The sequence below is a fragment of the Parafrankia sp. FMc2 genome, assembly GCF_041008525.1.
GTDB lineage: Bacteria > Actinomycetota > Actinomycetes > Frankiales > Frankiaceae > Parafrankia.
In genome coordinates, this window is the sequence record NZ_JBFLUG010000012.1 from 23,006 (window position 1) to 36,279 (window position 13,274).

Consider the following 13,274-nt stretch of genomic DNA (forward strand, 5'->3'; position numbering starts at 1 on the left):
CGCTACTCCCGCTTCCGTCGGATCAGCACCACCGCGCCGCCGAGTGCGGCGACCGCGGCGACCAGGACGCCGATGATCCACCAGTCCTCGCCCTCCTTCGGGGGCGCCGGGTCAGCCGGAGCTGACGGTGACCCCGGCCCCGCCGCTCCCACCGGCCCGGCCGAGGTCGCCGTCGCAGCGGTGGCCGCGGGCGTGGGCTGCCCGGCGGGTGCCGCGGTGGCCGCGGAACCCGTGCCGCCGGCGACCGTGAACGAGAACTCGCCGCTGATCGGATGACCGTCGGCCGAGACCACGCGCCAGGCTACGTGGTATCCGCCGGTCGCGAGGTCAGGGAGGGCCACCGACAGGGTTGTCTCGATGACCTGGGGTTGTCCGGTCTCGACCTGCCGCCCGTCACCGCTGGTCACGGCGACGGTGGCGTAGTCCGTCCAGACCGGTTCGTTGAAGACCAGGGAGATCTGGTCGGGCGGTGTGGCCAGCGTGGATCCGTTACCCGGCTCGGTGCGCAGCACCGAGGAGTGCGCCCAGGCCGGACGGGGCGGGGCGACCAGCACCAGGAAGCCGAGGAGCAGTGCGGCGACCGCCGTCAGTGCTGGGGGCACGGTGCGCGGCACCGTAGCGATCGATCCTCGTTGCACCGGGCCGAGTCTACGTTCTACCAGCGGTAGAAGACGGTGCGCCCGGGGACGGGACACCAGCGCCGCGCTCATCCCGGACCGCGGTCAGCAGCCGTTCCAGCGCGGCCCGCGGCACCTCCATCGCCGTCAGCTCCAGGACGTCCTGACCGCCGCCAAGGCGCGGGTCGTCCTGCCCGGGCTCGATGATCAGAGCACGGACAAGCGCACGGGCCTCGTTCTTGGACACCGTGCGGCCCTCACCGGCCGCGGCGCGAATGACGCCTTCGCGCAGGACGTTGCCGATCCGCCCGTGCGCGCGCTCCAGCAGCCAGCGGGCGACGAACCCGCCCCCGGCGGCGAAGCCGGCGGGGGACCCGCCCTCGAGCTCGACCAGCTCCGCGTGGACGGCCACAGACCGGGCGGCGCCCGGGTCGGCCGGCGGCGCCGGACGGAAGGTCAGCCGGTACTTGGGCTCGAGGAGCGCGGCGAGCTGGTCGCGGGCATCGCGGGTGCTCACGTCCGGATGGTCGGCCGGCACCACGAACCGGGCCCTGGCGGCGGTCACGGCGAGCAGGCCACGCAGCAGCAGCGGCCCGGGATCGGCGGTCAGGTCGACCGCCACCTCCGCGTCGGGGCGCAGGTCCCGGAGATAGTCCGAACCGGTGAAAAGGGCGCGCAGACCGAGCCTGCGAGTGCCCGCTCCCGCGGCCGGAACAGCCGGAACAGCCGGAACGGGGGCGGCCGGCACCGCGTCGCCGCCGCGCGCCTCGGGGGCGCCGGCGGCGGTGGCCTCACCGATGACGGTTGTCGCCGTACCCACGTCGATCCGGGCGGCGCTTTCGACGGACTGGCGGCCATGGGTGTAGATGCGCGTTCCGAAGCTCTCGGCCAGCCGGTCGAGGACCTTCCAGGTGCGGGTCGTGGGCGCGCAGACGTACAGATCGCTCGCGCTTCCCACAGCCTGCGCGCCGTCATAGCGGTTGAAGGCCGGAAGAATGGTTTCGAAAACCACACCGAACTGCTGCATGGACTGCTGGACCTGAAATCCCAGCATCGGATGAAGCCGGCTGTGCCCGTAGGCGACGACAACGACACCGTTCGTCCGGTCGCGCAGTCCGGAAAGACCACGGCCGAGGAACAGACCGACACCGTCCGGCGTGTACGGCGGATCGGTGAGGGCGAGATCCGCCCAGTCCCGCGCAGCCGCCGGGAGCGTGAAGCGCAGGTCACCGAACAGCGTCCGGATCGCCAGGTTCTCGGCGCGCGCCGTCTCGTCGATGTACGCCAGCGTCCGCTCGTCGATGTCGACGACGGTGATCTCGGTTCGCGGGCAGGCACGGGCCAGCGCGATCGATGTCAGATCGTGATCGCCGACGAACAGGACCCGCCGCTCGGCCAGGTCATAGGTGGAGCTGAGCCAGTTCACCCGGCGGGCCAGCGTCTGCGCGGTGGCGGCGACGTGGTCGAGATCCCGGCGGGGGGCCGGCGCGGCCGCGATCAGGGCCGCCAGCGCCTCGATCGGGGCGGCGCCGGAGGGCCCTTCCAGCACAGCACCCGCCCCGGCGCCGGGACCCGGACCCGGATCCGGCCCCGGCCCGGGATCGATGTCGTCCAGCCCGAAAAAGGCGCGGTACTCGGCGCTCATATCAGGCCGGATCCGGAAACGGCCCGAATCTTCGGTGAGATCTTCTCCCAGGTTTCGCAGAAGGTCCTCGACTGCCCGCCGTGGTGTCGCGGTCGCCACGATGAGCGCCTCGATCGGCTGGCTGGCCCGCGTCAACAGGGAGATAATTTCGCGCAGCGGCCGGGAGCGCACACCGAAGCCGCCGAGATAGGCCGCAACAGCGTCCACCGAGGAATTTCTGCCGGTCATGTCGACATTCATATCATCGGGGGAGCAGCGGTGGTCAGGTCGGTCCCGGGCACACTGAGCAGACCGGCTGTCACCGTGCGGGAGCAGCCGCCCCGGGTGGTGGTGGTCGGCGGGGGCTTCGCCGGGGTGCGCCTGCTGCGGCGGCTGGAGTCACTCGTCCCGGCGGGGCGGGCCGAGCTCGTCGCCGTCTCCCCTGTCGATCATCTGCTCTACACCTCGCTCGTCCCGCAGGTCTGCGCCAGCTCCGTCGAGCCGCGGCACCTGGCCGTCGCCCTGCGCTCGGTCCTGCGCCGGACACTGCTGTGCCTCGGTGACGCCGTCGCGGTCGACCTCGCTGCCCGGACGGTGACAACGCGCACCGTCGACGGATCAGCCCGCACCATCGCGTGGGACCGGCTCGTCCTCGCGCCCGGCTCGGTCACCGCCACCCCGGAGGTGCCCGGTCTCGCCGAGCACGCGCTGGGCCTGAAGACTCTTGACGAGGCCGTCGCGCTGCGTGATCACGTTCTGGCCCAGCTCGAGCTGGCCGACGCCACGGAGGATCCCGGGCAGCGCTCCGCGCTGTGCACGTTTGTCGTGGTCGGCGGCGGCTACACGGGCACCGAGCTGGCCGCGCAGATGGCCGCGTTCACCCGCCGGGCCACCGCCGCCTGCCAGCGGGTGCGGCCCGGCGACGTCCGGTGGGTGCTGGTCGATCACGCGCCCCGGCTCCTGCACGAGCTCGCGCCGGCGCTGGGCCGGCGTGCCGCCCGGGTGCTCGCCCGGCGCGGGATCGATGTCCACCTCGGCACCTCCGCGGTGGAGATCAGCGCGGATTCCGTCGTCCTCGCCGCGGGCGGGCCGAACGTCCGCCGGCACACCCGGGTACCGACCCGCACCGTCGTCTGGTGCGCCGGGGTGGCGCCCAGCCCGCTCGCGGCCGTGCTCGGGCTGCCGACGGACCGGGGGCGGCTCGTGACCGACGAGTTCTTCCGGGTCCCCTCCGCCGACGGCGTGTTCGCGCTCGGGGATGTCGCCGCCGTGCCGGACTCCACCCGCGGGGGCGCGCCCGCCGGGCAGACGGCGCAGCATGCCGTCCGGCAGGGCGTCGCCGCCGCCCGCAATGTCGCCGCCTCGCTGGGGATCGGGTCAGCGCGCCCCTACCGGCACCGTGACCTGGGCTTCGTCGTCGACCTGGGCGGACGGGACGCGGTCGCGAACCCGCTCGGCGTCACTCTCAGCGGGCTGCCCGCGGCCGTGGTCACCCGCGCCTACCACCTCGCGAGCCTTCCCTCCGCCGCCAACCGGGCCCGCGTGGCGACCGACTGGCTGCTCAACGACCTGTTCGGCCAGGAGATCACCCACTACGCCGCGCCCGGCTCCGCCGGCAGAACGATCGCCGCGTCCGAGAACACCCAGATCTACGGTCGGCGGACCTGACGGCCTACTCCCCGCCGCCGTGACCGGGCACGCCGCCGTGCCCGTGCCCATGCCCGCCGCCGTGCCCGTGTGCGCGGGCGCGGGCGGCTTCGGCGTCGAGATGGCGGCGGGTGAAGAACCAGACGATCTCCAGTGCGACGGCCGCGACGGCCGCGAGGGCGACGCCCGTCCACGGGCCCTTGCTGCCGACCAGCGACAGCTGGAAGAACTCCTGCCCGAACGGCACGGCCAGCACCAGCGCGAACGCCGCCGCCATCACGGCGACGAGCAGGATCCGCCACCAGGTGTAGGGGCGCGCGACGATCACCAGGGCCCACAGCGCGATCAGGAACAGCGTCAGCGTCGCCATGGACGTCTCGGCGTCGAGATCGTCGTAGATCGAACGGGCCACGAAATAGGACACCAGCGTGGCCGCGGCCGCGAGCACGCCGGCCGGCATCGCGAACCGCAGGACCCGGCCGACGAAGTCCGGGCGGGCCCGTTCGGCGTTCGGCGCGAGCGCCAGGAAGAAGGCCGGGATACCGATGGTCAGCGAGCCGATCAGCGTGAGGTGCCGGGGCAGGAACGGGTAGGGCACCTGCGTGATCACCACGACGACGGCGAGCAGGACCGAGTACACCGTCTTGGTCAGGAACAGGTTGGCGACCCGCTCGATGTTGCCGATCACCCGGCGCCCCTCGCCGACGACCGAGGGCAGGGTGGCGAAGCTGTTGTTCAGCAGAACGATCTGGGCGACCGCCCGGGTGGCCTGACTGCCCGACCCCATGGACACGCCGATGTCGGCGTCCTTGAGCGCCAGCACGTCGTTGACGCCGTCGCCGGTCATCGCGACGGTGTGACCGCGTGACTGCAGGGCGGCGACCATTTCCCGCTTCTGCCGCGGGCTTACCCGCCCGAAGATCGAATGGGTCTCCAGGACGTCCGCGAGGGCGTCCTGCTCCTCGGGAAGGGTCCGGGCGTCCACCGGGTCGTCGGCGCCGGGCAGGCCGAGGGTGCGGGCCACCGCGCCGACGGACAGCGCGTTGTCACCCGAGATGACCTTGGCCGCGACGCCCTGCTCGGCGAAGTAGCGCAGCGTCTCCGGTGCCTCGGGCCGCAGCCGCTGCGCGATGACGACCAGCGCGACGGGCGTGGTCCGCGCGGGCACCCCGGCGGGGTCGGCCGCGACGGTGGCGAGGGGGACGTCCAGGCTGGCCAGCAGCAGTACCCGCAGGCCCTGGGCGCCGAACTCGTCGACCTCGGTCAGCGCCGGGTGGCCGGCGGGCAGCAGAACATCGGGTGCGCCGATGAGCCAGGTGGAGGTCGCCCCCGCGGGGTCGGCCAGCTCGGCGCCGCTCCACTTGCGAGCCGAGGAGAACGGCACCTCCGCCTGGACGGACCAGCCGGCCGGGGCGGGGTAGGCATCGATGATCGCCTGCATGCTCGGATTGGGCCGCCGGTCGGCGGCGCCGAGGGTCCCGAGGACAGCCACGACCCGGTCGCGGACGGCGCCGTCCGCGCCGTCCACCCCGTCCGCGACCGGGCCGACGAGGCGCAGCTCGGCGACGTCCATGGCAGCCTCGGTGAGCGTGCCGGTCTTGTCCAGGCAGACGACATCGACACGGGCCAGGCCCTCGATCGCCGGGAGCTCCTGGACGAGGCACTGCCGGCGGCCGAGCCGGACCACCCCGACCGCGAACGCCACCGAGGTGAGCAGGACCAGCCCCTCCGGGACCATCGGCACCAGCCCGGCGACCATCCGCCGGACGCCCTCCGCCAGGTCGTCGTCGTTGACCGCGATCTGGCTGATGATCAATGCGATCCCGGTCGGGATGATCATCCAGGTGACCACCCGCAGGATCGTGTTGATGCCGTTGCGGAGCTGGGAGTGCACCAGGGTGAACCGGCTCGCCTCCTCGGCGAGCTGCGCGGCGTACGCCTCGCGGCCGACCCTCGTCGCACGGAACGCGCCGGAGCCCGCGACGACGAAGCTGCCGGACATCACGTGGTCGCCCGGCTGCTTGTGCACCGGATCCGCCTCGCCGGTGAGCAGCGACTCGTCGACCTCCAGGTTGTCGGCCTCCAGCAGCAGGCCGTCCACGGCGATCTTGTCGCCCGCCCCCAGCTCGATGACGTCGTCGAGGACGATCTCCGCGGCCGCGAGCTCGGCGGCGACCCCGTCACGGCGCACGACCGGCCGCGCCTCCCCGACGACGGCCAGGCGGTCGAGCGTCCGCTTCGCGCGGACCTCCTGGATCACACCGATCAGGGTGTTCGCGATGATCACACCGCCGAACAGGGCGTCCTGGACCGGGCCGACGATCACGATGAGCACGAACAGCACGCCGACGATGGCGTTGATCCGGGTGAAGACGTTGGCACGGACGATCTCGCCGACCGACCGGCTCGACCGGACGGGCACGTCGTTGACCCGGCCGTCCGCGACCCGCTCCGCGACCTCGGCCGCGGTCAGCCCGCCGGGCGCATGGCCCTGATCACTCTCGTGGTCGGCCTGGACACCCGGTTCCTCGGCACCCGCGCTGCCACCGGCTTCGGCGCTGCCCCCGGCTTCGGTCGACGCGGGTGTGGAGGTGGTGGCCACCGGCCGGTCCATTCCGCCGCTCTCCTTCGATCGCTCCGCGGATCTCGCGCTCCCCCTTGCGGGCACCACCGTATTTGACGGCCCAATCCGACGGCCCGCCGCACCGACTCGGGGCAAGGTCGCGCCGGGACGAGTGGGACGTCGGCGAGGTCAGGCCGAACGGCTGCGGGCGGCATGGCCAGGCCGAACGGCCGCGGGCGGCGTGGTCAGGCCGGGACGGCGGGCATCCTGCCGGCGAGAACGAGGGCGAGCAGCAGCAGGCCGAGGCCGACGCGGTACACGACGAACGGCGCGAACCCGTGAGCGGAGACGTAGCGCAGAAACCACGCGATCGCCGCGTAGCCGACGAGGAAGGCCATCACGCTCGCCGCGCCCAGCGGACCCCACGCGACCGTGGACGCCGGCTGCCGCGCCTCCCGGTACAGCCGGTCCAGCCCGAACGCCCCCGACACGGCGACGGCGGGGACGGCGAGCAGGAAGGAGTAGCGCGCCGCCGCCTCGCGGGAGTAGCGCAGCATGAGCCCACCGCCGATGGTCGCCCCCGACCGGGACACCCCCGGGATGAGCGCCGTCGCCTGGGCAAGCCCGATCAGCATGCCGTCGCGGGTGGACAGCTCCGCCAGCGGCCGGCGGGGCACGGCCCGGCTGCCGGCCCACCGGTCGGCGGCGCCGAGCAGCAGGCCCACCCCGGCGAGGGTCCCCGCCGTCAGGCGCAGGTCACGCAGGCGTCCCTTGATGACGTCCTCGAACAGGTAGCCGCACGCGCCGATCGGCACGGTGCCGGCCGCGATCAGCCACGCCATGCGCGCCTCGTCGGCCTCGTCCGGCCGGGCCGGGCCGGGCCCGGTTCCGGGCCGGGCATCGGACCTGGTGGCGGCCCGGCGCGCCCGGCCGGAACGGACGTCGCCGCCCGGGCCCTCGCGTCCGGAGCCGCCGACCGACCGCAGCCAGGCGCGCCCCATACGCGTGATGTCCGAACGCAGGTAAACGATCACTGCGGCGGCGGTGCCGATCTGGGTCACGGCGGTGAACGCCGCGCCCGGGTCCTCCCAGCCGGCCAGCGCGGCCACCACCCGCAGATGGGCGCTGGAGGACACCGGCAGAAACTCGGTCAGGCCCTGGACCAGGCCCAGCACCGCACCCTCGGTCAGGTTCATCGCTTCACCGCGGGATCGGTGTCCACTGCCCCGACGCTATCGGGGCACCCGAGCCACCGCGGACACCGGGTACCCGGACGCCATGGCCCGCCGGCATTCTGGACCTACCGGTCAGGCATCGATCCGGTCAGGCATCGACCGGTCGTCACCGCGGCCCGTCACCGCGGCCCGTCGCCGCCGACCGGGTGTGCTCGGCGACATAGCTGCCCGCCGCGATCGCCACGGCGATCGGCCACTCGATGGCCTCGACGGCTGTAAGCGTCCCCAGACCGACGTAGTAGGCGGTCATCTTCGCGGACGGGATCACGACCGGACCCAGACGGTGGTTCGTGTCCGCCGGGGGCGGGCCCATCTCCAGGCGCGCCGTGACGTAGGGCAGGTGCAGCACCACGGTCCGCCCGTCCTGCGGACGTCCGGCCCGGCCGCGGATCACCCGCCCGATGGCATGGGCCGCCGCCTTTCCGGGACGCGGTAGACGCCCTGGCTCCTCCCCCGACAGGGACGAGCCGCCGGACGCACCGGCCCGGGACGCACCCGCTCGCGTCGCCCGGGGCCGACCCACCGACGGACCGGCGGCGCCTGCGCGCGCGCTCGACGCACGGGCGGGTACCGGGCGTGACGGTGCCGTCCGGGGTGCCGCCGTCCCGCCCGCGGCTGCGCGCGCCGCCGCCGGACGGGACGTGGTCGTGGTCGCACGCGAGGTCGTCGTGCGGGACGCGGCCGTCCCTCCTGCTGCACTCCGTGCGGTGGAGCGCGCGCCGGCACCGGCCGCCGCGGTGCTCTCGGCAGGCGCCGAGGACGACGCCCCGGGCTTCTCGGTGGTACCGGCCGACCGCTTGGGGCCGGAACTGGTCGCCCGCGCCGCCCGTGGGGTCGCGCCGCCTGCACGCGCACTCGCCCGTGTGGTGCCCGCGCCGGATCCCGTCCTGGCGCGCCCGGAGGCCGCGCGGGGCGCCCCCGCCTTGGTCCCGTCAGTGCGGGAAGCAGCCTTCGCGCGGCCGGGCACGGCCTCCCCGGTGCCCGATGCAGCTTCCCCGGCGCCAGCCGGGACGCCGTCGCGCCGCTTGGAGGAATCCCCGTCCGGCGAGGCCGTCGGCTGCGCGTCGGCACCTGTGCGGGCGCCGTCGCCCTGCGCGGTTCCACCCGCGCCCACGCCGGAGCCGGCGGTCTCCGCCGGCTGTGGCGCGCCCGGAGCCGACTGGTCGCCCCGGGTACCGGGGTCCGGTGCTCCGCCGGTGTGGGCCGGGGGCGTGGGCGCGGGCGCCGTCACCGCCGAGGTCGCCCCGGAGCTGCTCGCCAGGGCGCCGACAGCCCCAGCACCGTTCCTGGACGTACTGGTCTCCGATGAGCTGGTCGCCATGGGGCCGTTCCCTCCGTCGCGTGCCGTGCAGCAGCGCACCCACCACAGATCATTATCGCGGAGCGTATATCACTCATGACACAGAGGAGTGTTCGACCTGCCGCACCGTGCGTCACGTCCACCGTTCCTCCGTCGCCCGCGTCTCATTGACCTGGCTTTGCGACGACCCAGCGATTTCTTCCTCGCACCCGGCTTGTCTCATTATCCTTCAGATGTGGACACCGTGCCTCCGAACGACTACAAATGGCTACTCGGGTTCGCGACAGCCAACGTGGTGTTGCACACGCTCACCACCGTCCTCCGCCGGCGCTTCGGTGACGAGGTGGCAGCGACCTACGAAACCTGCGCCCGCACCGTGGTGCTCGGCGCGTTCACCGTCTGGCTGGCCGTGTTCTGGGGGTTCACCTACGCGGCCGTCTTCGTGGGGCTGGGAGCCGCGACCACCGCTGTGGAGCGATACCGCCGCCGGCGGGCACACTCCACGGCGCCGGAGACCGCAGACACACCCGCGGCGAGACGAGCCTGAAAAGGGAGCTCGGCGCGGCGGCGGTCGAGCTTCAGGCAGCCGGACCGCCTACATCGTCCTGGCCACTTCGGCGGCACGCAGCTGACTGATGACCGAGTATCCGGCACGATACAGTGGAGAAAAAGCGTGGCCGGGCTCACTCAGATCATTCTCGGCAACGTCGAAACAACGGCGCCCACCGTAGGTCAACGCCCGAAAGGCGACATGCCCGGCCACCGGAACGGCGGCGCGCTCGCCGTCGTGCTCGAAGCGGGTCAGGCACCCTTCGACGATGGCCAGAAAGTGCCGTGTTGCCGCAACGACCGAGGGGTGGGCGCCACCCCCGACAACACCTCCCCCAGCGCTCGCGTAGAGGCTGGTGGTGCCGTCGGCCAGCGAGACAAGCGTCGTGGTTCCCTCGGATTCACCGATTTCCATCAACGCACCCCACACGACGGTGCCACCTGTGTGCCGAAGCATTCCCTCGACCGCTGGGTCGAGGGTCAGAACACCCTCCCGAAGCCGGTGGAACAATAGCGAACCGCTGTCGGAACGGCGAAGCCCACTCGTGGCGAACATCGTCCAAATCGTAGTGGTGAACCCAGCATCCGTCCCGCCAACCAGCCAGATCCGAACCAAGTGATCAGTGCTGACTACACTTTTGGTGGTCTGGTCGACGGCGTCCGGACCACCGCCGGTCGCGAGGCTCCCCGGGAGCACGGTCCCCGACCCCAACGCACACGGATGGCAGCGGAGCGACCACGTTCCGGAGTTGAGCGCCTTCCCCTCCATCCAGGGCTGCATCGCCCCTGCCCGACGGGCCGTCGTCCATCCGACAGCACCCGCGGCGATGAGAGACGAATCAGTCACGTAGGGCACACTGTCGATGTGATTGTTCCGAGGGGAATGTTCCGGTCGAACGATGCAGGCCGGCCGCACCGCTGTCGCTGTCGTCAGGCCGGCGGCCCCGCTCGGGATCCCGTCGCAGACCGCTGCTGGTCCCGGCCGCGGTAGCCCGAGGCATGACGACCCGCGAGATCTGGCCACGGCAGCCTTCGGACCACCCGCGGCCCGGCACCGCCGTTCGTGCCGAGCCCGGCGGCGTAGACGCGGAACCCACCGACGGAGAGGCGGCGCCGCGCGTCACCCCGGACGCTGGCCACGGCGGAGCGGGGTCCGGACGCCACGGCCGTGTCGACACCGGAGGGCACCGCTCAGGCTGGTTCGGCCGGGACTGGTTCACCACACCGAGGCGCCTGTGGATCTGCGCCGGAGTCTGTGTCGTCCTGTGCGTCATCGCGGCGACCGCCACCTTCTCGATGGCGCAGCGCCGGGCGCATGCTGTCACGGCGATCAGCGGCGCGGTCATGGAGCGCACCGAGGCGTCGTGGGACATCCACCGGTCGCTGGCCCGCGCGGCCGCTGCCGAGGCCGAGACGTTCATCGGGCCGCCGCCGGAGGGCTCCCAGGCGCCCGCGACTCCGCGCTCCGGGGCAGCCGAGGGGGCGGCGGGCACCTCCCGCGAAGGGATCTACCACGAGTTCGATCAGGCGCTGCTGACGGCGGCGGGGGCGATGGTCCGGGCCGGCGCAGGCATCAGCCCGGCGGCAGGGGCGCAGGTGTGCCCGCCGGCGCGAGCACAGCCAGATCCGCGGCCCCCGGTCACAGAGCCCGCCGCGCAGGCAGCGGCAGCCCTTACGACGCTGGTGTGCCTCACCCCGACCTACCAGGAGCTGATCGGTGAGGCCCGGGCGAACAACCGGGCCGGGAACAGCGTGGGCCAGGCCTACCTGCGCAGCGCGAACGCCCTGATGAACGACCACCTGTTGCCCGCGAGCGCGACGCTCGCCCGCTCGCACACCACCGAGCAGGCCCGGCAGTTCGAGCGGGCCACCCGCTCGCGGGACATCGTGTGGCTGGCGGTGGCCGCGGGCCTGGGGCTTGCGGCGCTGATCGGCACCCAGATCCTCAGTGTGCTGTGGACCAGACGGTGGGCGAACCCAGCCATGGTCGCGGCGACACTGCTGGTGCTGGGCGGGATGGTCTGGCCGCTGGCGGCGCTGGCCGGCGAGCGGTCGGCACTGGCCTCGGCCAGCGAAAGCCACCAGCTGCGCGGCCTGCTCGCCCGGGCCAACCACCTGTCGCTGCGCGCCGAGGCGGACGTTCTCTACTGGCGCATCGCCCAGGGCGGTGACATCGCCTTCGACGACGACTTCGACCGGACGGCAGCGCAGCTCGCCTGCGCGGCCTCCGGCAGTGCCACCACGGAGGTTCCCGGCGAGCTGTGTGGCCCGGCGACCTTCAGGCAGCTTGATGCCGGGATCATCAGCCTCATCAAGGAGGCCTGGGATGCCGGCAGCGCCGCGATCGGCAGCGTCGCCGCCGAAGCCCCCGCTCCCGACAGCAGCTCCCCTGCGCGATCCAGTCCCGGACCAGGCGCGTCGGGTGATCGCAGCGCTCCGGACGACCTGCAGGCGGTACCCGTCGCCCTGGAACGTTTCGCTGCTCTGGACAGCGCGCTGACCGGGGCGGACACGGACGCCCGGGCCCGCTTCGACGCCGAGGTCGCCCGCGCGGACAGGGCGCTCTGGGGTGTCGCGATCGGGGCCCTCCTGCTGTTCGGCGGGGCCGCGGCACTGGTCGCCATCGGCCTGGAGCCCCGGATCAGGGAGTACCGGTGACCGGCACGCCGTTGAAGGGCCTGCGCCGTACGTGGCTCGCACTGCTGCTGGTGACCGTGGGGGCGGCGGCCACCGCGTGCTCCACCGTCCCGGCGAAGCTTCCCGCCGCGGCGGACCAGCCCTGGGGGACCCTGGCCACCGCCTCCGCCGACCCCGGCGCGAGCACCACCGCCTCGGGCGAGGACATGCCGAGCGAGCCACGGAACCTCGTACCGCCCATGGATCCCCTGCCGGGACCGGGGTCGTTCCCGCCGGGCGGGTCGCTGCAGAACATTCTCGATCGCGGGTACCTGCGGGTGGGCGTCTCCCGCGACACCCAGCTCCGCGGCGCCTGGAATCCGGTGGAACGCCAGTACGAGGGCTTCGACGTGGACATCGCGCGCAGGATCGCGGATGCACTGTTCGGCCCCGACAATGCGGGTGAAGCGGACACGATCAGGTATGTGCCGGTCAGCTACTCCGAGAGGCTCCCCGCAATCGAGAACCGGCGGGTGGATATCGTGATCAGCACGCTGACCTACACAGAGGCGCGGGCGAGGCGGGTGGGGCTGTCCCAGGCCTACTTCACCGCCCATCCCCGCCTGCTGACCCGACGTGATCCAACCCGTGCGTCAACGGCATCCCAGGCCTCCCCGGTCGCCGCCGCCTTCGCGGATCTCGCCGAGAAGCGGGTCTGCGCGCCGCGGGCGACAACCTCACTGGCCAACCTGCGGCAGAAGCTGGTCCAGTTCGGCGGATTTGAGATCGAGGGCAGCCTGAACGAACTGTCGGACTGCCTCGTCGCCTTCCAGCAGGGCACGGTCGACGCCGTGGCTGCGAACGACGCCAGTCTGGTGGGGATGCTGGAGCAGGACGCCACGGCAGAACTCGGCGACGCCGAAATCGGGGGACAGGAGTACTACAGCGTCGGATTCACCCGCGGTGATACCGAGCTGGCCGGCTTCGTCAACGGCGTTCTGGAGGGTATACGGCGCGACGAGGCTGTCTGGGCGGGGTTGTGCGAAGCTTGGGCTGTTGCCGAGATGCCGTGCGAGGGGTCGAGGCCGCCTGAGCCGCAATGGTCCCGCTGATGGCCGGTACA

Annotated in this window: 11 protein-coding genes; 4 read left to right on the forward strand and 7 right to left on the reverse strand. The window is 72.8% G+C overall.

Translation table 11 applies throughout. The annotated features are described in order from the left end of the window. Positions 1 to 2: 2 nt before the first annotated feature. A complete protein-coding gene (locus tag AB1460_RS06920) occupies positions 3 to 614 on the reverse strand; it encodes a copper resistance CopC family protein (protein ID WP_368959765.1) in 612 nt (203 codons plus the stop codon). A gap of 34 nt (positions 615 to 648) precedes the next feature. Further along, positions 649 to 2,490, reverse strand: a complete 1,842-nt coding sequence (locus AB1460_RS06925) for a bis-aminopropyl spermidine synthase family protein (RefSeq protein WP_368959766.1) — start codon at positions 2,488 to 2,490, stop codon at positions 649 to 651. Between the two features lie 30 nt (positions 2,491 to 2,520). Between AB1460_RS06925 and AB1460_RS06930 the strand changes: the two genes are divergently transcribed. Further along, positions 2,521 to 3,909 carry an NAD(P)/FAD-dependent oxidoreductase gene (locus AB1460_RS06930; protein WP_368959767.1) on the forward strand — a complete coding sequence of 463 codons (1,389 nt, stop codon included), beginning with the start codon at positions 2,521 to 2,523 and terminating at the stop codon, positions 3,907 to 3,909. 4 nt (positions 3,910 to 3,913) lie between these two features. Here the strand turns inward: AB1460_RS06930 and AB1460_RS06935 are convergent, their stop codons facing one another. The 3 genes from AB1460_RS06935 to AB1460_RS06945 all read right to left on the reverse strand — a co-directional run bounded on the left by AB1460_RS06935 (position 3,914) and on the right by AB1460_RS06945 (position 9,007). After that, positions 3,914 to 6,502 carry an HAD-IC family P-type ATPase gene (locus tag AB1460_RS06935; protein ID WP_368959768.1) on the reverse strand — a complete coding sequence of 863 codons (2,589 nt, stop codon included), beginning with the start codon at positions 6,500 to 6,502 and terminating at the stop codon, positions 3,914 to 3,916. Positions 6,503 to 6,696: 194 nt separating this feature from the next. Then, a complete protein-coding gene (locus AB1460_RS06940) occupies positions 6,697 to 7,647 on the reverse strand; it encodes an undecaprenyl-diphosphate phosphatase (RefSeq protein ID WP_368959769.1) in 951 nt (316 codons plus the stop codon). Between the two features lie 145 nt (positions 7,648 to 7,792). Next, complete coding sequence (locus tag AB1460_RS06945; RefSeq protein WP_368959770.1) at positions 7,793 to 9,007, reverse strand: hypothetical protein; 1,215 nt, start codon at positions 9,005 to 9,007, stop codon at positions 7,793 to 7,795. 223 nt (positions 9,008 to 9,230) lie between these two features. On the opposite strand from AB1460_RS06945, the gene AB1460_RS06950 reads away from it, so the two are divergent. After that, positions 9,231 to 9,533, forward strand: a complete 303-nt coding sequence (locus AB1460_RS06950; RefSeq protein ID WP_368959771.1) for a hypothetical protein — start codon at positions 9,231 to 9,233, stop codon at positions 9,531 to 9,533. 48 nt (positions 9,534 to 9,581) lie between these two features. On the opposite strand, the gene AB1460_RS06955 is transcribed toward AB1460_RS06950, so the two are convergent. Beyond that, positions 9,582 to 10,091: a hypothetical protein gene (locus tag AB1460_RS06955; protein WP_368959772.1), complete on the reverse strand. Its 510-nt coding sequence runs from the start codon at positions 10,089 to 10,091 to the stop codon at positions 9,582 to 9,584. 443 nt (positions 10,092 to 10,534) lie between these two features. Between AB1460_RS06955 and AB1460_RS06960 the strand changes: the two genes are divergently transcribed. After that, positions 10,535 to 12,193: a hypothetical protein gene (locus AB1460_RS06960; protein WP_368959773.1), complete on the forward strand. Its 1,659-nt coding sequence runs from the start codon at positions 10,535 to 10,537 to the stop codon at positions 12,191 to 12,193. Here the strand turns inward: AB1460_RS06960 and AB1460_RS06965 are convergent. After that, positions 12,177 to 12,413 (reverse strand): hypothetical protein, encoded by a 237-nt coding sequence (locus AB1460_RS06965; protein WP_368959774.1) that lies wholly within the window; start codon positions 12,411 to 12,413, stop codon positions 12,177 to 12,179. The two genes, AB1460_RS06960 and AB1460_RS06965, sit on opposite strands and share 17 nt — an antisense overlap. Between AB1460_RS06965 and AB1460_RS06970 the strand changes: the two genes are divergently transcribed. Continuing rightward, complete coding sequence (locus AB1460_RS06970) at positions 12,412 to 13,263, forward strand: transporter substrate-binding domain-containing protein (RefSeq protein WP_368959775.1); 852 nt, start codon at positions 12,412 to 12,414, stop codon at positions 13,261 to 13,263. The genes AB1460_RS06965 and AB1460_RS06970 overlap by 2 nt on opposite strands. Positions 13,264 to 13,274: the final 11 nt, after the last annotated feature.